Below are 18,938 nucleotides of genomic sequence, written 5' to 3' on the forward strand. Positions count from 1 at the left end.
TCGGAGGACGTATAATGTCAGTCGACCTATCGCCAACCGCCAACTCAGCTGTGGCTTTACCCGGAATGCCCGCCCCGCCGTCTTCGGCGCAGGACTTTTCCAGCTTTCAGGCGATGCTGGCCAGCCTCTCGTCGAAAGACACGACCAACGATCATTCCGCACCGCAGAAGCCGGCCCCCACAGACGCAGCCAAGCAACTGACGGAGGAACTCACGCAGGAGACGCGGAATATCCTGCCACCGGAGATTAGGGCAGCACTGAATGCATATCAGGATGACCCACAGCCGTCCTGTGCTGCGAGCAGCCCTATCATTGCGGAGGCACCCGCACAAAGCTCAAGGATCACCTGGAACGGTGGCACGCTGACTAATGCGGAACTGCATATTGTCTCTGTGCTGAACCGCCACAAGGACAAATGCCCGCTTGATTGGAAGTCTTTGGGAGATTTGGCCAACGATCCCTCGACACCGCCGGATCTAAAGGCGGCGATCGAGGCACTGCAACAGGACCCGGAGCTCTTCTATGCGATCGGTTCGCAAGGCGACGGCCGCTGTGGCGGCAAAATCAAAGCGGGCGATCTCTGCGGCTTTTCCGATCACCACCCCCAAGTTGCCACGTTCCAGGAGCAGCGGGCGCAGACCTACGAGCAGAACTACATACCATCCGACGGGACCGGGAATGGTGAGCCATCGGTCATGACCCTGACCGACGCCCTGCGCGAACTCTACCGCTATTCCGATAACCTGCCCAAGAACTTGAGCCTTGCGGATTTCAGGCACATCGTGGACGGCAACGCCGACATTGGCAAATGCCCCCCACAGGTCCTCGCGGCGGCTCAATATTTTCTCGACCACCCGGATCAATGGAAGCAATTGTACGGCGGCTCGATAGATCAGGTCCACAAAGAGGACTTTCTGCAGGTCGCTTCATTATCGATGAGTCTCACTCGCCCCGAGCTGGGTACACTAAACACGATCAACAAGAACCAGGACGCTTTCTTTGGAAATGGCGTTCTGACCCGGGAAAAGCTCGTGAGTATGGTGGACGACAAGAGCCTTTCTCCCGAGGTACGACAAGCGGCCTCCCAGCTGCTCTCGGATCCTGTGCTGTTCGGGTTGATGAATAACGCGATTACCGGCTACAAAACCCACCACAAGTTTTTCGACTTCGGCGGCGGCCATACGGTTGATTCCGGAAACATCAGCAGAAACGATTTCAACCAGTTCTTCAACAACATGTCTGACGCGAACCGCGCCGCTCCGCAATTGAAGACGCATGCCGCTCGAACGCCGGCCGAACAGGAAGCCACCGCGGACATGATGATTGGCGTGGCAGACCAGCCCGACATCAAGTCTCCCAAGAAGAACGGCGGCGCTCTCATGCACGCACTTGATGACGTGCTCAAGGTAGGCTCGAAGGTGCTCGACTGGACAGCGACGGCCGTTGGTGTACTCGGCTTCATTCCAGGGCTGGGCGAACTGGCCGATCTTGCTTCAATGGTGATCGAGGCCGAGGCGCAAGCTGCAAATCTTCTGCACACCGCGATCAGCGGCGGCAACATAAAGAAGGCGCTGGAGGAAGCCGGGCTCAGTCTTGCGGCGCAGGCCGTGGGCTGCATCGCCGGCCCCGAGGTCAAGATAGCGATTCGGGAAGGCTTGGTGAAGCAGGCAATTCAAGAAGCTGCGACGGCCGGCATCAACCTGCCGGTGTCAATGGCTCAGTCCTACGCGGAGGACTATCTGAATAACCTGAAGGTACGGATTGAATCTGAGCGCACGCAAGCTGCAGGTGCCTACGCTTAGCGGCGCTATCGACACAGAACAAAGCTGGAACAAAGGTTCGCTTGCGAGGCCACGGCGCAGTTAGGTCGCCCGCGCCGCGCAGGTCCCGCAAGCTCCGCCAGCATATTCGATGCTTACAGCGACGAGCGTATTTTGTCGCTCGCTAAAACGGCGCATTTGTCGGCTGTCTCGAGCGCCCGACGGGCATTCTCACATCGCGTGCGCCACCGCGAAGGTCTCGCCGCGCTAATTGCGCCGTTCATCGCGGACGGTGAACTTGTCGATGCCTTCGCGCCGCCACAGACCGAGCGGCGAACGTGACCAGTTTAGTCGTCGGATCGAGAGCACATTAGTGGACGTGACGCTCAAGGTGCTTGTCTCCAGCGCCTCCTGATCGCTGTCAGACAAAGTGGATCAATTTTTATGGATCTGCCACGAGCGGAACTGGAGGATCGCTCTTCGTTACTGACTCGCATGAGCAACTTTAACCTGCCGCAGCGCCCTGGGGCAGGTTGGAGACAAAACGTTGAGTGGTTCGAGGCAAGTAAATTGCGGAACGAATTGTGAGTGGTCCCGGCCGGCGACCCCCGAGATTGGGCCACGTCAAAGCTTAAGCCCATTTTATCCGTCCCGGCGCTTACATTCAGTTCATCAAAGCTGCGCTTTCACGAACAACGGGCTTGCCTGATCAAGTGCCACATAGGCGATGTCTTCCAACGCTCTGATCTGCAGCCTTCGCCGGCACACTGCCGACATATGAGGCGGCCTTTCCAAGCAGCATCAAAGAGATCGGCTCATTTTATTTCTGAGGCTCGTCAGCTTGTCGAAAGCTAATGCTTCCATAGTGGACGTGACGGAGACTGCTTCCTCCGCACGAACGAAGTTTGAAGTAGGAGAACCCCGATGCGCATTTCCAGCTCAAACGCCGCTGGGCATCTTGATTCTGACCTCCATGCGACTGGCGGCGGCAAAAAGGGATCTCGGGCCCCTGGCGAGCACGATGATCGTGGCCAATCGCCTGGTGCAGGAGTTCCCGTAAATGGCGGCACGTCTGGTCCAGACGCTGACCCGCAAGCCGCTGCTATGCAGCAAGCGTTCAACGTCGCTCTCGGCGCCGCCGCTATGCAATTTGTAAATAGTGAAATGGGTCGTTTCGACGACGCCATGGCCGAGACAGAGCAGGATTCCTGACCTCGCATGTTGCGGCGTCAGGAAAATCAGAGCCGCAAGGCGCGGCAATGTTCGAATAAACAGGAGAAAAAATATGGCTGATAAGGTTGGTGCTTCTCATAGCTCGACTGCGGGTGGCGCAGCTGGTACCGCTACTGCAGCCGCTGGTTCCGCCGCTGCTGAAGCTGCGGGAGAAGCGGCATTCAACAGGCAACTCGCCGCCCTGACCGCCAGCAGCACGAAGGCTGCTGAAAGGGATGTAGAACTTCGCGTCGTCTCGACAGAGCTTTCGACCGTCAAGAAGGCGGCCGACGAGCGGGTGCAGTAACGGATGAAGCGGGACGGCGTTATATCCTCCCGCTTTCGCCGGCCGCAATGATCTGTGAAGTCGCAACGGGCCGTACGGCTTTGCCGTACGGCCTCGTTCTTCGTTCAGGAGGCGACCGTGAATGAATCAGCTTCCCCGCTTTTCGAAGTGTTGTCGGGGTGTTATTCCGGGCTGACCGGCAAAGCGGGTGGCGGCTCGTGCTTAATTGGCAGCAGCCTCGATGCTGATTTGGTCTTCATCGAGCAAGGCCTCGAACCGCACCATCTTCGCGTCAGCTGGCATGTCAGCTCGATCGAGATCGAGGTCCTTGCCGCGGACGTCGCGATCGAGGGCCGCGCCCCTATTTCGCCAAATGAGACCGTTGTTGTCCCTCTTCCTGCCGTCATCCATATGGGCGCGATGTCCATTCGCTGGTCGATCGAAGGCTCTCAACAAGCCGGCTCTACCGGCCGCTGGCATGTACCGATTACCGCACTCACCTTGGTCCTGATCAGCTCTGCCGCAGTTGGCACCGTCTCAACGGGCTTTGTCCGGTCCGAAGGCGTCGCACTGAGCACTTCGTCCCCCGCCACGGACATTGGCCCCAAAGTCGCGCTCGCCGCCCCTGATGCTCCGCCCACCGACGCAGCTGCTCAACGGCTGCAAGAGGAAGTTGATGCAGCGGGCCTGCTCGGTATCAAAGTCGGTTCTGGGCCAGGCGTTGTGACCGCCGATGGCACCATTCCGCCTGCCTCGCTCGCTAAATGGCGGGAAGTCCAGCAGCGGTTCGATGTCCAAAGCAATGGTGCTTATACGCTCGTTAGCGCGGTCGCAACCAAGGAGGAGAAGACGCCCCCCGCGATTGCCGTCCAGGCAGTTTGGCGCGGAAACGACCCTTATCTGGTCATTGCTGGTCAAAAGTATTTCGTGGGCGCGCTCCTGAGCAATGGATGGACCGTAAAGGAGATCGAGGACGGACGTGTGCTGCTGACACGCAATGGCCAGCTAGCTGCTCTGTCCTATTAGAGTTTTAGCCCGCGGGCAACGAAGGAACGTTTCATGACTAGGCTGCCGCAGCGGTCCGTAGAGCCTGGCACCGCCTTTCAGGGAATCAACAACGAGCATCATGCACCTGTCATCGCCCCGGCCACACCTCAGGCCAGCAGCCTCGGCATCGACAAGGTCCATGGAAATGGCGGCAATGGTCACACGTCAGTTGTCCAAGACCGCGAAGCGCAGGAGCGTTTGGCTGCCAACACGATCGATAACGCGCTCGAACTCAAGTCAATCGATCCAATCTTGCGGATCAATCCCACCGATGCCACCGAACACGCAGGTAAGATCGAAACGAGTCCGGAACTCGCCTGGCTGACCGGCCCCAATCTCGCGGATAGCCTGCTCTCCTTCGTCACGCCCTGCCTGCGTCATTCGCATGTTGTGCGTCCAGAACAACACGGCCTTCTCCTCGAGCGGCTGGCCGATGCGCTGTCAGCCGCATCAGAGGGCTCGGTGGCGCGCGAAGGGGCCGCGCTTCTGCAGCTAGAGCTGCGGCGCTTAATCCTGCTCCGGCAGAATCACAACGGCTTGATCCAAGGCTAGCAATGCCAGATCCGCGCGCAGTGCAACACTTCACACCTGCCCAGTCGTCGAATGTTTCCAAAGCCGATGGGGTGGTGCCGATCTCTGGGCCCGAGCGCGATTTGCTCTGCGCGCTTTCCTATGTCCACCTTGCGTGCGGGCAGAGCGCACACGGTCTGGCTCTTTTACGGCCCGTCGTTCACGAACATTCTCAAGACGTCGAGCTGCTTCGTATCCTCGCCTATGCTCTCATCTCAGAGCGCCTCGGCGAGGAAGCGCTATCGGTATTGGACAGGCTGGACGTGCTTGATGATCAGCCATCGTCTCGCCTGCCATTGCTGCTGCTGCGCAGCCATGCTCTGCGTCAGGCTGGCCGCATGGTCGAGGCGCAGGCCACTTTCAAGCGCTATGTTTCATTGCGGGGCAGCACGGCTCCGGTCAAACAATAAGGCTTTGCATGGCCAGGCACCTACGAAATCTCGTCGCCCGCGCGCCGTCTCACCCGGATTTGATGGTCGCGTTGATGCTGCTTCTGGCGATCGGAATGATGATCATGCCGATCCCAATCGTGGTGCTCGATATGCTGATCGGCTTCAATCTGGGCTTTGCCATATTGCTGCTGATGGTCGCCCTTTATCTCAATACGCCGCTCGACTTTTCGTCGCTGCCGGGCGTCATCCTTATCTCCACCGTCTTTCGTCTAGCCCTTACCGTTGCAACGACGCGGCTGATACTCGCCGAAGGCGATGCCGGCAGCATCATCCATACGTTTGGCGATTTCGTCATATCGGGCAACATCGCCGTCGGAATTGTCATATTCCTCATCGTGACCATGGTGCAGTTCATGGTTCTCGCTAAGGGTGCCGAACGCGTCGCAGAGGTGTCGGCGCGCTTCACGCTCGACGCCCTGCCTGGCAAGCAGATGGCTATCGACGCGGAGCTGCGCAACGGCCACATCGATCAGCACGAAGCCCGCAACCGGCGTAGCGCGCTGGAGCGAGAAAGCCAACTTCACGGGGCCATGGACGGCGCTATGAAATTCGTGAAGGGCGACGCCATCGCCGGCCTCATCGTCATCTGCATCAACATGCTGGGCGGCATCACGATCGGTTCGCTTTCGAAGGGCATGTCCCTTGAGGAGGCGATGCATCAATATACCATCCTGACTATAGGCGATGCGCTCATTTCGCAGATTCCGGCCTTGTTGCTTTCAATTACAGCCGCGACCATCGTCACTCGCGTCAACGGTCCCTCCAGGCTTAATCTTGGCGCCGATATCGTCAACCAGCTTACTGCCAGCACACAAGCGCTACGGCTGGCCGCCTGCGTCCTCGTTGTGATGGGGCTTGTTCCCGGCTTCCCCTTGCCACCCTTCGTCATTCTGGCGGCACTCTTCTGTGCGGCGAGCTTTCTCAAGGTTGGTACGCGGGATGGCAAAGCGGACATCAAGACAGGCGCCAGTTCGACCGGCTCGGCTCCCACTCCCGCACAGGGTCAGAAGCAAACCGTGCCTGCGGAAGCACTTCCGATCACGCTCCTGCTAGCACCGAACCTGACACAAGCGATCGACAAAGCAGACCTCGAGCAGGGCATCGGACGGGTTTCGGCACTGGTCTCATCTGATCTTGGCATCACAATTCCACGCATTCCAACCCAGGTCGACCAGCAGTTGGCGGATTCGCAATTCAGGGTGGATGTCGAGGGAGTGCCCGTCGAAGCGGACAGCCTCAAGCCGACACAACTCTTGCTCAACGACGACGCCGTAAACATTGAATTGAGCGGAATTCCCTTTCGGCAGGAGCCAGACACGAACCGGATCTGGATCGAACAAGCTCATACTGCTGCTCTCAAAGCAGCCGGAATAGGATATCACCGTGCAAGCGATGTGATCGCTTTGCGGGTCCAGTCAACGTTGAGGCGCTATGCCCAACGCTTAGTGGGCATTCAGGAAACCCGTCAGCTGCTTGGCCGGATGGAGCAGGAATATGCTGATCTCGTGAAGGAGGTGCTACGCACGACGCCGATCCCCCGCATCGCGGACGTCCTGCGCCGTTTGCTGGATGAGGGCATCCCGATCCGCAACACTCGCCTAGTCCTGGAGGCGCTCGCAGAATGGAGCGAACGGGAGCAGAATGCCGTGCTGCTGACCGAATATGTCCGCTCCGGTCTGAAACGGCAGATCTGTCATCGCTATGCTAACGCCCATCGTGTTGTCGCTGCCTTTATCGTCGAGCGCGAAACCGAGAATATCGTGCGCGGTGCCGTGCGCGAAACCGCTGTCGGTCCCTATCTTGTTTTGGAGGATCGGCAAAGTGAGATGCTGCTTTCACAATTCCATCAGATCCATGCCAGCCTCGCGCGGAGTCAGAGCCAGCCAGTCATTCTTGGCTCGATGGATATCCGGCGTTTCGTCCGCGGCTTCCTCACCCGCAACGGGATCGATCTGCCAGTTCTCTCGTATCAGGATCTTGCCGCGGACTTCACGGTCCAGCCGATTGGCTCCGTCAAGCTTTCTGCGGGCAAGGACAAGCCCCCCACAGGAGAGCATCGCGATCTTCTCCGCGCGGCCGGCTGACGAGTAAAGCTGTGGGCGTGAGATAACCCATGAAATCATATGAAATTGACGTTCTGCGGTGCCGGCGCAGCTTTCGTCCGCACTCGTGCTCAGCCCTTCTCCCAATTCTCGCCGTTTTGCTGCTCGCAGGCTGCGCAAACCTAGACCACCCCGGCCTTTCATCACAGCAGATGCCCACAGCAGAGTTGGTTGGCGTTGCGGAGATCGATCCCGCTATGCGAGAGCGCATCGCTCACGCCCTCGTTCGGGACGCTGACGAGCAGCACTTGTGCGATGCGCTGAAGCAAAGACCGGACAACGCCGATGCGGCGATTCCTGTTGCGCGGGCACTGCTGGCTCGTAAATGCCCGGGCGAGGCGATTGAGGTGCTTGATACCGTCTTGTTGGCGTCACCCGGCGACCTGCGCGCACTGAACGCCAAAGCCGTCGTCCTCGATCACTAAGGCCGCCACCAGGAGGCCCAAGCGCTGTACCGCCAAGCTCTCGCAGCCGAACCGGCAAATCCGATGTTGCGCAACAATCTCACGCTATCGCTCGCACTTGACGGCAAGACAGAGCCAGAGAACGCCAGCCCCCGACCGCAGTGGGACGGCCGACAGGCATTGGCCCGATCGAGATAGACCAGCGACTAAGAGCGAACCACAGATGCTTGATGCTTGCCCGAAGGTTGACTATTCGCCGCGATGCTCGAGGACCGCTTTCCTGGGAAGTGACGTCTTTGGTGGAATGGGGGTCGTCATAGATCGCTGGCGAGATCGGGCAGCTATTCTTGATCTCGCCACCGGCGCTCAAGCAGTGGAGCACTGAAATCTGCCGATATAGGCTTGGACAGCCGGATGGCCTCGACCAAGGCGCTCAATAATGCACGTAGTCCATACTCGCTATGGGCACGTTATCTGCTCAGAAGACAAAGTATGTTCGACTCGTGTCCGGCGCGCCATTAAACTCAGATCATTATGAGATTTTTGGCTGCCGAGCAATCCATCAGGTAAGCACGCGCGAACTCATAAAATGTCTCTCGAGCTCCGCAACTGCCCGTTCCTCCCACTCCGCGGCTTGCGCCAGCAATGAGCACCCTTGGATTGGCCGAAATGCCGCGGTCTGACGGCACAGCGAAGCTATCGCGCGATAGCGGCGCACGTTTTCCATAACGGCCATTCCTGTCATGTCTGATCTCTTCACCTGCTGTTCGGGGCGAGAGCTTGGCGCAGAATTGTTTTCGATCCGTTAGCGGTCAGAGCAGAAAGCGCAAATGGTTGGCAAAACCTTGCTAGCCCGATGTCCTATGATGAGCTCCTCCCCGCGGGAAATCAAACCAGCCTTGTATATCAAGATGCTTCGGCACTTCGTCTAACTGTGCACTGTCGAGCGGGACGTGAAGGCGCGCTCAGGCGCACTATGCCAGTCCGAAACGTCGGCGGGCCATCGTGGATGTCCGCACCGCGCTGCCTAGGCGTGTCGCGCCGGCCGCAGGAGAATTAGATTGCCTGCCTCCTACGGCCACACCGAAGCCGAGGACCACTTGACCTTAGATTATGATCTGCCTTGGCAGCGTCATCAAAGATCTCGCGCGAAACGATCGGAATGGCTCTTCCGCAGACGAAATCTGCTAAGTGCCACCCGCCGACGCGCAATCCTTGCCCGCACGTCGCTCGAGCGTGAGGCCGATCGCTGCAGCCGCTCACCTAGTTCGCAGATTTGGTCGTGCAGCTTCGTCCCGTAGCAAAACGTGTCCCGACCGGAGACTGGTAATGAAAAGCATTCCTGGCTTGGCCGCTTGAGCATCGCGAACCTCTGTCCTGCGCCGTTCACGACACTTTACGCCGGGCCGAAATGTTTGTGGCGCAGGAACTAGCATCCCACCAAAATAAGGAGGTGACAGCACGTTTTGTTTGAACGAGGATCCTATGCGACTGCTCGAAAGATAGTTTTTAGCCAGAGCGATCGCACCGCTCGCGACCAGGGGACTCGGATGATCACGCCGGTTCGACGGAACTGGAGTCCAAAAGAATTATTCAATGGTCTTACGCCTACGATGTTCACCGCCGAACCATCGGCCGTACGCGCACGTTGGGATAAATTGTGGCCTGATCTGTACACGGAATATGACGCCCGGTACTTGAAGCAAGAATTGGCCATCCGAAATCTCGTCGTTACCGATGAAGCTGCGGCATTTCTCAACGCCTGGGCGATCGATGAAGAGCGCCACACCGATGGCTTCATCCGCATCATTGAACTTGTCGCTAATGAATCCGAAAAGGATCTTCGGGAGAGATTGGACGCTCGACCGCATGATTTTGGTCCGATCATTGAACACCTGAAGGACGAATTCTCCCTAATGGTTATGATCGCATTTGATGAGATGTGCACTTGCCGCGCCTACGCAGCAGAAAAGCCGTTTTATGACGGTCTTGGGAACAAGACGTTCCATCTTTGGCTGCGAGAGGTAATTGCCGACGAGGCGGTTCATTCGATGAATGCTGTTAACGTTATTCGCGCGCGCTATCGCGACCGCATTGGCCAAGTCGGCCCAATCCTCGATAACCTAATCCGCGCGAGCAATAATCTACGCTATTGCGGCACCTTCGTCCTGGATTACTTCGGCACAGTGTACTCAAAGGAGCTGCTCGCCAACTCTCGTCTCGCGACCATGAGAAATATTGCCAAGCCACTCACGGTGTAGAGCGAGACTGTAACAGCGAGCCGTACGAAACTTGATCAGCCGTCATATCGCGGCTCAATCCGTCCTTCCCTGTAGGTTGCCAGTTGGCGAACACTGTGCGCTTTCGTGCGCAATGTCGTGTTCACGACATGCCGGCTGTCGACCTTTGGCAAGAACATGCACGTAGGTTCTGTTTTGCACCCGCCTGGCGCGCCGTTCGTCCGTGCGCGGGTTTTCGGGCAATTGGCCTGCCCTTTGCTCCGTCGCTTGCTAAACGGTGTGCAGCTGTCCGCTTTGTCGGTCTGTCCGGCACGGAACGTGACTCTCGATGGAAGAACCGGATTTCGGTCACCGCCACGGCGCAAGATATCGCCACTGGCGCCATAGATTTGATGAGGCGCACCGCCCTGGCGGTCGAACACAGAACGGATGATAGCACAGATCGTAACCTATCCTTTCTTGCGGAGGAGAGCGTCTTTGCCCAGGACACGATCAGGTCGGATCGACCAGCTAGCTTCGCGCTTCAGAACGGCCTGCAGGTGGTGGCAATCCCGGATCATCGGATACCCGTTGTTACTCAGATGATCTGGTATAAGGTCGGCTCGGCGGACGAGCCGGGGGGCAAATCGGGGCTGGCGCATTTCCTCGAACACCTGATGTTCAAGGGCACCTCCAAACATCCGTCGGATGAGTTTTCCCAGACCGTATTGCGCGTCGGCGGCTACCGAAATGCCTTCACCGGGAAGGACTATACCAGCTATTACCAGCATGTGCCGCGCGAGCACCTCGGCAAGATGATGGAATTTGAAGCTGACTGCATGACTGGTCTCATTCTCAAAGACGAGAATGTGCTGTCCGAGCGCGACGTCGTGCTCGAGGAACTCAATATGCGCGTCGCCAACGTTCCAGGTGCGCGGCTCTTCGAGCAAATGATGGCAGCGCTTTACCTCAACCATCCCTACGGCCGGCCTGTGATCGGCTGGCGGCTGGAGATTGAAAAGCTCGACCGCGAGGACGCGCTCGCCTTCTACAAGGGCTTCTACGCGCCGAACAATGCCATCCTGGTCATCGCGGGTGACGTCGAGGTCAGTGAGATCCGCCCGATGGTGCAGAAGAATTTTGGCGGCATCCCCCCGCAGCCATCGATCCCCGCGGACCGCCTGCGACCGCAGGAGCCGACGCCGGCCGCGCCGCGCACCGTGACGCTGGCCGATCCCCTCGTCGAGCAACCTGCCTTGCACCGCTGCTATCTCGCACCGTCGGCTCACACCGCGGACGCCGGGGACAGTGCAGCGCTCGAGAAACTGATGGGCCGTGGCGTCAACTCATATCTTTATCGCGCGCTGGTAAATGACAAGCAGCTCGCGGTCAGTGCCTCGGCGGGCTACCACGCTACCGCACTCGATCCCTCACAATTCTGGATTTCCGTCACACCAAAACCTGGCGTCGAGTTCGGCCAGATTGAGCGCGCGACCGACGAGGTGATCGCCGACATTGCGCATCATCCCGCGAGTAGCGAAGATCTCGAGCGGGTCAAGACCCGGCTGATCGCGCAAGCAATCTACGCCCAGGACAATCACGAAATGCTCGCGATCTGGTATGGCGGCGGCCTGGCGACGGGACTTTGCATCGACGATATCCGAGGCTGGCCGGACGGCATCCGCGCCGTCGGCGCCCAGCAGGTGCAGGAGGCCTCGCGGAAATGGCTCGACAAGAGACGCTCGGTGACCGGGTATCTCATCAAAGAGTCAGCGCCACAGCACCGGGAGAAGCAGCAGTGACCTATTCTTGTGCACGACGTGAAGTTCTCCTCGGCGGAGCGTCGCTCTCAATCGCGATGCTCGCCTCTCCACCTTCGCTTGCCGCCATTACGACCAAGGTCCAGCGTCTGGTCTCGTCTTGCGGTATAGAAGCCTGGTTCGTCCGAGATTCCACTGTCCCGTTGATCGCGATGGAATTCGCTTTCGGCGGCGGCGCGACCCAAGATCCCACCGACAAAGCCGGGGTTGGCCACATGGTTGCTGGCCGGCTCAACGAAGGTTCCGGCGATCTCGACTTCAGGGCCTTTCACGAGCGACTCGACCGTCGTGCCCTTGAGCTAAGCTTTGGATCGACCCACGATCACTTCTGTGGTGCCTTGCGCACCCTCGAGGACAACGGGGACGGGGCCTTCGACCTTTTACGGATGGCGCTAATCTCGCCCCGCTTCGACCCGACCGATGTCCAACGGATCCGTGCCAGCATGCTCGCGCGCCTTCGGCATTACTCGACAGATCCATCGTCGCTCGCCGATCGCAAGTTCCTCGAGGTCGCCTTCAACGATCATCCTTATGCTCGCCCAGCCGCAGGCTCGATCGAAAGCTTGCCGAAGATCAAGGTCGCGGATCTAAAAAGCCATGTCCGACGCGTGATCGCAAGAGACACGCTCAAGATCGCGGTGGTTGGCAACGTCGATCCAGAGGTTCTCTGCAAGCTTCTCGACAAGACCTTTGGCGGCCTGCCCGCCAAGGCGGACTCGACGCCGGTACCCGACGTGGTCGTGGCAAAGCCGCCGCAGCGCGTGTTCATTCCGTTCGACGTGCCGCAGACAGTCGTGGCTTTCGGCGGTCCCGGCGTTCGCCGCAGCGAGCCCGATTTCATGGCCGCCTATGTCGTCAACCATATCCTCGGCGGTGCCGGTCTGAGGTCGCGGCTGTTCCGCGAAGTCCGCGAGAAGCGCGGGCTAGCCTATTTCGTACGCGAGCACTTGGTCTGGAGGGATCATTCGGCCATGTTTGTCGGCAAAAGCGGGACCCGAGCCGATCGCGCCGGCGAGACGGTCGAACAGATCGAGAAGCAAGCCCGCCACATCGCCGAGGCAGGGCCCACCCAGCAGGAACTCGATGACGCAAAGTCTTGCCTGAAAGGCTCGCAGATGCTGGCGCTCAACTCATCATCAAAGCTTGCGCGAACACTGCTGCAGCATCAGCTTGACAAGCTCCCGATCGACTATTTCGAAAAGCACAACGCCGTCGTCGATTCCGTGACGTTGGAGGACGCCAAGAGGGTCGCGCAGCGGCTGTGGGGCCAGGGTCTACTCACCTTTATTGTCGGGCGCGCCCCGCTGGGCGCAGACCGGTCGTCCCCTGTCCCATCGGCCACGACGCCCCCGCCACACGTCGACCAGCTAAGCGCCACGCCATCACCCACCTTACCGAGAGAACCAAATTAGCTTTTGGGCAGCTCGGCGTCGTAGCCACAAGGCTCGCTCTCCATTTCTCCTTCCGGTGGAGAACTGGCACTTGGCTACCCCGGTGGATCCGGCTCAAACTCGCGGACCAACGGCTGGGCCACACAAATGACCGCTCGCCGATTGCCTTGTTGCTAATCTTTTACCTTCTGGCTCAAGCAGCGATCCGCGGCACCCTGAAGTCTTCACAGCGCTATAAATTGCTCCTTTTGGAGGATTCCGGGACGAAGAAGCAGGAGCTATGAGGTCGTCGCTTCCCGTTTCCGATCCTTACTCGATCTGCTGAGGTAAACTCTGCCTTTAGGCGCCTTACAGTTGTGCTCAGCTAGTGCTACCAGTCGAGGACTGGCGATATGTACCGTGGCGCCAGCGATGCACAGATCACCCGGTGCACGTCGTCTAGGGTACGCCGTGAAAGACTCCTCACGTCAGGCGCGCGCGAGACTGGCGCCCCTAGAGACACGCAAGCTGCTTCACACTCTTGCGCCAGCGTACGCTCCACGGCGACCGGATCACGATCGATAATCGTCAGATAGGCGCGCGGTCTGATCGGGAGCATATCGCCCTTGCTCCCAATCTCGCAGGCTGGCCAGCTTTACAGAGAAGCGCGGGGCACATTCCTCCTGCGTCAGTCCGACCTTCTTCCGAATTGCCTTCACATCGATCATTGTGCGGCATGGTCTGGGGCTAACGCAACCCGAGCCCGCGAAGCTCTTCGCGCTTACGACGCATCAGGTCGCCGAGATCGAGCGCGGCGTAGCGAATCGGAACTCCGAAACACTGCAAAAAACTCGGGCGCGCGTTTGGCTTCCAGCTCGAGTTCTGCCGATCGCGCAGACCATGGCTCGACTCTTTCATTGTCATCTTCGAACTGACTAGCCACGTCACCTGCTGAAGACGACGGCCGCCATGATTGTCGAGTTAGACGTTTGATGATCGACCAGGTCATCACAGCCGCGCAACCCGACGGGCGGAAAGCGCCTGCGCACCCGCGCGGCACCGCCTCGATCATGCTTCCACCAAGCCTACCATCTGACGTTACGTGAGATTCAAGTCATTTCATGCTGATCAATGATCAACAGAACTGTGCAGTTGATGGCGATCGCGATGGTCATCACCTGCGCACAGCGGCACTTGACGAATTTCTCTTTCAGCTCTTCACAAACCTCACGTGAAGCACGATCACGGGCGATTAGCTACTGTTCTCGACTGCATCGCCGTTGCAATCAAAAAGCTCTGATGGCTCGACGTTGCCAAAACTCATCAGTTGCGCCGCTCCCGCATCGAAGATTCAATTGCCCCTTCTTTCTGCCATGTTCACACCCAAAGCAGAGACTCGCCGTTTGCGCACTTCGCGCGCGGCAATAGCGAGTGTGTCTCAGGAGAATTCTATGGTGAAGCCAGTTGTGATTGTGGTGGGCGCAGACAAGGGAGGTGTCGGCAAGACGACCGTGTCACGAACGCTTCTGGACTACTTCAATGTCAATAGCGTGCAAACACGTGCATTCGACACGGAGTCGCCGCGAGGAACGCTGAAGCGCTTCTATCCCGCAATCACGGAAATCGTCGATATGACGACGACTGCGGACCAGATGAAGATCTTCGATACCCTGAACTCAGGGCTGTCCGTCACTGTCATCGACGCTCGCGCCGGCTTACTATCCACAGCGTTGACCTCCTTGCGCGACATCGGCTTTTTGGATTCGGCGCGGTCCGGCCAGATCACCTTTGCCGTATTCCATATCCTGGGATCATCCATCGCTTCGCTGGACGAAATCGCCGAGACTGCGACCTTCATGGAAGGCGCAAAGTACTATCTGGTCAAGAACTTCATCAACGACACTCAGTTCTTCCAGTGGGACCAGTCGACCTACAATTCCTATTTTCATCGCATCAAGCATGCGACCGAATTGACCATACCGAAGCTCAACGAGATGGCCTATGAGCAGGTCGAAGTCGCTTCTGTCCCATTCGTAGACTTCGTTGCAAACAAGGGGCGGAACGATGAGCCAGCGAACAACTCCTTCGTGCTGCGCGGCTATGTACGGCACTGGTTGGCTAATGTCTGGAGCGAATTTGATCGAATCAACTTGACGGAATTGGCCGGCGCCAAGTCAGCGGCCCGGAGTGCCGAGAAGTAGTCGCGTTATCGACGAGCGACGGGTTGAGCCCAAGCACGACGCGAGATTGATCTGCTGGCTATGTTAGCGACACCCATCTACATCATCTGCTCTCCTAGCCCGCAGGTCGGCAAAACTCTCCTCGCTCGCCTCGTGAGCGAGTACTTGCTGCTGAAGAATGGCACGGCGCTCTCCTTCGATGTCAATCTGAAGGAGCCGTCATTGCTCGATTACCTCCCCAACATCACGGAGACCGCAGATGTGATCGATACTTATGGCAAGATGCAGCTGATGGACCCGCTGATCATTCACGATCGGGTAGCCAAGGTGATCGACCTCGGCTTCCACGCCTTTGATGAATTTTTCAAGATGTGCGAGGAGATCGGCTTTATGAAAGAGGCTGCGCGCTGCCGTGTCGCGCCTATCATCCTCTTCGTTGCGGGCGCTGACCGCATCTCCTTTCGTGGCTATGAAATGCTGCGGCGGCAGGTTCCTGCGGCGTCGCTGGTCACCGTCCACAATGAATTCGTGCTGTGCGGAGGATTGCCTGAAGCAATGGATACAGAGCGGGTGCTTCGAATTCCCGCGCTGCCCCTGTTTCTAAAGAGATATATAGACCGACTTAGCTTTTCCTTTACCGGATATCTGCGCAACGAGAAGGACTGGTCCTCCGAGCTGCATCAGTGGATCCGACGAAATTACACCATGTTTCGCGATCTGGAATCGAACGTAATGCTGCGGGGGCCTTATCGATCCCGGGCGACGAATATCGAGAGCCTACGGCGCACAAGGGTAACTTGAAGTTCCGACTCGCCATCTATTTCGATGGATAGCCGCGCGACGCTTCATCTCGCGACGGATGGAAGCGGTGACGCGGCGGACTTGGCCCGAGATCCAGACCCTGAGCCGATGCGGGTGGTTGTGACCATGGCGCCTCTTTGTCGCGTGGATGCGGCGAGGCTCCACGCCGGTGAGCTTCTCCATGTAGGCAATGACAAGGCCGAGCGTGTGCCCGTCGAAGAGATTGCCATGCAATGCTTTGGCAAGGAGCAGGAACTCTCTGCCCTTCGGAGACGTCAAGGGTGCCGATACTGACCCTGCAGCCGAACTCGTAAGGAGCGCGGGCTTTGCCCTTGCCGTTGCGCTCGACCTCCGGCGCATGTAACGCTTAGATCTTGGACCGCGCTGATGCTGATCCTGGCTGCGCCCCCCCCCTGCGCTAAACCGGAGCAGTGGGCCGAAGCGAGCTTCCAGCATTGTATCGTCACCGATCTTGCGGCGGATATCACGAATGATCGGGCCAAGCCGTGTCCGAAGGAGCTTGGCTGGCACCGGGCGCGCTTGAACTGATGAGCGTGAGTATAGCGGTCGTCATGATGGCTGCGCGCTTAGCGAGGCGTAGATAGCTCTGGTGCAACAGCACACAAATGTGCTTGGCGCCACCCGCATGCGTCGTCGCGCGCTCTTGGCTGCTTGAGAACGACCGGATAACCTATCTAATCCTGATCGCTGATGCGGCACAAAGTATGCGGAAGACCCCCTGATTGCCTGGCTCCGCCTACCCAGATTGCCCCGCCGTAATGACACCCGCCGATAGGACGCATCGGACTAGCGGGCCCTGGAATTGAATGCGGCTTCACAGCTGGAGGCCGCGCTCAGCAAGTACCTGGCGCATTAGCTCGCCCTTGATCTCGCTGGCGATCTCATTTGAGATCTCGGGTCCGAGCAACCGCTCGGCGTCCTCGTCGCCGATCAGTTGAAGACCCGCGAGTCGGTGATTCAGCCGGTGCTTGAACTCGTCCCCCATCGCTTCGTGGAACCGGGTCTCCATCACGTTATGGGCTTCCGGTGCAATGCGCTTCACCACAATCTCCCAAGGCTCCCAGCGCGTCGCCAAATAGTTGGCGAATTCCGTCGCCTCCTTGTCCCGCACGATCGTTTCTGCCCTGTCGATATCAGCGTCAGTGACTTCCGAGACGTCGAAAAAGCGCATAGCTGGAGCGATGTGCTCCAGTCCCAGGCGCTCCCTCAGCTTCGTCTGATAGGCAAGGTAGACCTCGATATCGTCGACATCGCCGATGCGACCATCGGTTTGCAGCGATTTGACCTTCTCGCGGGCAATCCCCTCCAGCGCGTCCAGGCGGAACATGACCCGGCCCAGATCGATGAGAACGGCAAGGCGACCGTCATTATCATAGACGCCATTCTTGACGTCCTCGATCATGCGTGCGTTTTGCATGGCGTTCCAGGTCAACGTGACCCGATCTTCGCACGTTTCACTGGCGTCAAGGGCCAGGTCGAAATACTGCTTGCGCAAGTTGCTGTTCGTCGTGGCCTGCCGCAGATCATTAACCACTGTCCGTCGGAACCCCTCATCGCTAGAGTTCACTGTTCTCGACAGCCGGTCGAGGAACCGCGCGTATTCCGGGGCCCCTCTTTCTTGTTCGAAGCGATGCCAGGTGGCCATTACCGATGGCTCGGCCTCGAGCCAGTCCGCAATAACCTCTTGCAGAGACCGCGGCTCGACTTCCACAGCTCCTTCGGCGGTCGAGAAAAAAACCTGCGGACCTGCATAGCCTGCGGCATGTACCGCTGTCGCCAGGCCGGCCTGCACCCAATCGGGGAGCGGGTTATTCTCCAGATCAACGCTCGAGTCACGGCTTAGCTGTGTCAGCAGGGTGTCGGGTACGCTGGTTAGCTGGTTGTTGCTGGCGCCGAGCCATAGCAGTTCGGGAGGCATCGTTTCGGGCAGACTGGTCAGCTCGTTATGGCTAGCGCTGAGCCATTCGAGCCCGGCCGGAAGAGGCTCGGGCAGAGCCGTCAACTGATTGTAATCGACGTTCAGGCGCTGGAGCCCACCTGGAAGCTCGGGCAGACTGGTCAGATGATTGCCGCTGGCGTCCAGTTCCTCAAGCGTCGCCGGAAGGCGATCAGGCAGACTGGCCAGCTGATTGTTATCGACGTTCAGGCGCCGCAACCCGGGCGGTAACTGTGCCGGCAGGTTGGTCAGCCCGTTGCTGATGACATATAGCCGTCGCAGGCCAGCTGGCAGCTCAGGCAGATTGGTCAGCCGATTATTGCTGGCATAGAGCCGCCGGAGACCAGCCGGAAGGTCCGCGGGAAGGCTGTTCAGTTGATTGTCGTCGACGTTCAGGCGACGCAGCCCGGCCAGGATCGGTCCAGACAAGGCGGTCAGGGACAGCGACGACAGATCTAGGGCCTCATTGACGTCGCCCGTCTGCCGCCAATCCATCGTTCGACTTACCGCCTGTTGGCGATTCTCATGTTGCCCCTGCTCGTATTCGGCAGCCCAGCCCGCCAAGGTCTCGTGCTGCCGGCTGGATGCCTCACCGGCGAATGCCAACGCATCCGTCAGGGCTTCGCGCCACTGCGTTGTGGCCGGAGACCCCGGCTCGGAGGTTTCCGAATCGGAAGTTTCGGAAGGAGAGCCTGAGCCAAGTTGTTCTGTATTCATCGACGCCGTTTATTCCTGTCCAAATGAAGCGAATGCGTCCG

17 protein-coding genes and 1 pseudogene are annotated in these 18,938 nt (G+C 58.7%); 13 read left to right on the forward strand and 5 right to left on the reverse strand.

Going from position 1 to position 18,938, the window contains the following annotated elements:
• Positions 1-113: 113 nt before the first annotated feature.
• The 8 genes from AKL29_RS03460 to AKL29_RS03490 all read left to right on the forward strand — a co-directional run bounded on the left by AKL29_RS03460 (position 114) and on the right by AKL29_RS03490 (position 7,854).
• Positions 114-1,802, forward strand: a complete 1,689-nt coding sequence (locus tag AKL29_RS03460) for an HrpF/NolX family T3SS translocon protein (RefSeq protein WP_082190467.1) — start codon at positions 114-116, stop codon at positions 1,800-1,802.
• 882 nt (positions 1,803-2,684) lie between these two features.
• The gene (locus AKL29_RS42690; RefSeq protein ID WP_160321705.1) at positions 2,685-2,972 is read left to right on the forward strand and encodes a hypothetical protein; all 288 of its coding nucleotides are present in this window, start codon (positions 2,685-2,687) and stop codon (positions 2,970-2,972) included.
• Positions 2,973-3,045: 73 nt separating this feature from the next.
• Entirely contained in the window at positions 3,046-3,279 is a 234-nt protein-coding gene (locus tag AKL29_RS40265) for a hypothetical protein (protein ID WP_028352434.1), read from the forward strand.
• Between the two features lie 117 nt (positions 3,280-3,396).
• A complete protein-coding gene (locus AKL29_RS03470) occupies positions 3,397-4,284 on the forward strand; it encodes a SctD/MshK family protein (protein ID WP_050383162.1) in 888 nt (295 codons plus the stop codon).
• A 33-nt stretch (positions 4,285-4,317) separates the two neighbouring features.
• On the forward strand, positions 4,318-4,857 hold the full coding sequence (locus tag AKL29_RS03475; protein ID WP_050383107.1) for a hypothetical protein: 540 nt from the start codon (positions 4,318-4,320) through the stop codon (positions 4,855-4,857).
• A 2-nt stretch (positions 4,858-4,859) separates the two neighbouring features.
• Positions 4,860-5,285 carry a hypothetical protein gene (locus tag AKL29_RS03480; protein WP_050383108.1) on the forward strand — a complete coding sequence of 142 codons (426 nt, stop codon included), beginning with the start codon at positions 4,860-4,862 and terminating at the stop codon, positions 5,283-5,285.
• 8 nt (positions 5,286-5,293) lie between these two features.
• Positions 5,294-7,411 (forward strand): type III secretion system export apparatus subunit SctV, encoded by a 2,118-nt coding sequence (sctV, locus tag AKL29_RS03485; protein ID WP_050383109.1) that lies wholly within the window; start codon positions 5,294-5,296, stop codon positions 7,409-7,411.
• A 29-nt stretch (positions 7,412-7,440) separates the two neighbouring features.
• A complete protein-coding gene (locus AKL29_RS03490) occupies positions 7,441-7,854 on the forward strand; it encodes a tetratricopeptide repeat protein (protein WP_244481733.1) in 414 nt (137 codons plus the stop codon).
• 541 nt (positions 7,855-8,395) lie between these two features.
• Here the strand turns inward: AKL29_RS03490 and AKL29_RS44365 are convergent.
• Entirely contained in the window at positions 8,396-8,578 is a 183-nt protein-coding gene (locus AKL29_RS44365) for a hypothetical protein (protein WP_080667211.1), read from the reverse strand.
• Positions 8,579-9,383: 805 nt separating this feature from the next.
• Here AKL29_RS44365 and AKL29_RS03495 point away from each other — a divergent pair.
• From AKL29_RS03495 to AKL29_RS03505, 3 genes are all read left to right on the forward strand, one after another.
• Positions 9,384-10,094, forward strand: coding sequence for a hypothetical protein (locus tag AKL29_RS03495; protein WP_244481734.1), 711 nt, complete (start codon positions 9,384-9,386; stop codon positions 10,092-10,094).
• A gap of 371 nt (positions 10,095-10,465) precedes the next feature.
• Complete coding sequence (locus tag AKL29_RS03500) at positions 10,466-11,854, forward strand: M16 family metallopeptidase (protein WP_050383110.1); 1,389 nt, start codon at positions 10,466-10,468, stop codon at positions 11,852-11,854.
• Complete coding sequence (locus tag AKL29_RS03505; protein ID WP_430648849.1) at positions 11,851-13,284, forward strand: M16 family metallopeptidase; 1,434 nt, start codon at positions 11,851-11,853, stop codon at positions 13,282-13,284. The genes AKL29_RS03500 and AKL29_RS03505 overlap by 4 nt, the downstream gene beginning before the upstream one ends.
• 530 nt (positions 13,285-13,814) lie before the next feature.
• Here AKL29_RS03505 and AKL29_RS46570 read toward each other — a convergent pair.
• Both AKL29_RS46570 and AKL29_RS42695 read right to left on the reverse strand, forming a co-directional pair.
• A complete protein-coding gene (locus tag AKL29_RS46570; protein ID WP_152977411.1) occupies positions 13,815-13,970 on the reverse strand; it encodes a helix-turn-helix domain-containing protein in 156 nt (51 codons plus the stop codon).
• Positions 13,971-13,989: 19 nt separating this feature from the next.
• On the reverse strand, positions 13,990-14,160 hold the full coding sequence (locus AKL29_RS42695; protein ID WP_160321706.1) for a hypothetical protein: 171 nt from the start codon (positions 14,158-14,160) through the stop codon (positions 13,990-13,992).
• Positions 14,161-14,693: 533 nt separating this feature from the next.
• Here AKL29_RS42695 and AKL29_RS03510 point away from each other — a divergent pair.
• Positions 14,694-15,443, forward strand: coding sequence for a P-loop NTPase family protein (locus AKL29_RS03510; RefSeq protein WP_050383112.1), 750 nt, complete (start codon positions 14,694-14,696; stop codon positions 15,441-15,443).
• A gap of 60 nt (positions 15,444-15,503) precedes the next feature.
• Positions 15,504-16,223, forward strand: a complete 720-nt coding sequence (locus AKL29_RS03515; protein WP_028336690.1) for a hypothetical protein — start codon at positions 15,504-15,506, stop codon at positions 16,221-16,223.
• Between the two features lie 27 nt (positions 16,224-16,250).
• Here AKL29_RS03515 and AKL29_RS44370 read toward each other — a convergent pair.
• Both AKL29_RS44370 and AKL29_RS03525 read right to left on the reverse strand, forming a co-directional pair.
• A pseudogene (locus AKL29_RS44370) lies at positions 16,251-16,860 on the reverse strand (transposase family protein); the annotation flags it as partial.
• Positions 16,861-17,058: 198 nt separating this feature from the next.
• Positions 17,059-18,897 (reverse strand): NEL-type E3 ubiquitin ligase domain-containing protein, encoded by a 1,839-nt coding sequence (locus tag AKL29_RS03525; protein WP_050383114.1) that lies wholly within the window; start codon positions 18,895-18,897, stop codon positions 17,059-17,061.
• Positions 18,898-18,938: the final 41 nt, after the last annotated feature.

The sequence above is a fragment of the Bradyrhizobium pachyrhizi genome, from assembly GCF_001189245.1.
In the GTDB taxonomy this organism is placed as follows: domain Bacteria; phylum Pseudomonadota; class Alphaproteobacteria; order Rhizobiales; family Xanthobacteraceae; genus Bradyrhizobium; species Bradyrhizobium pachyrhizi.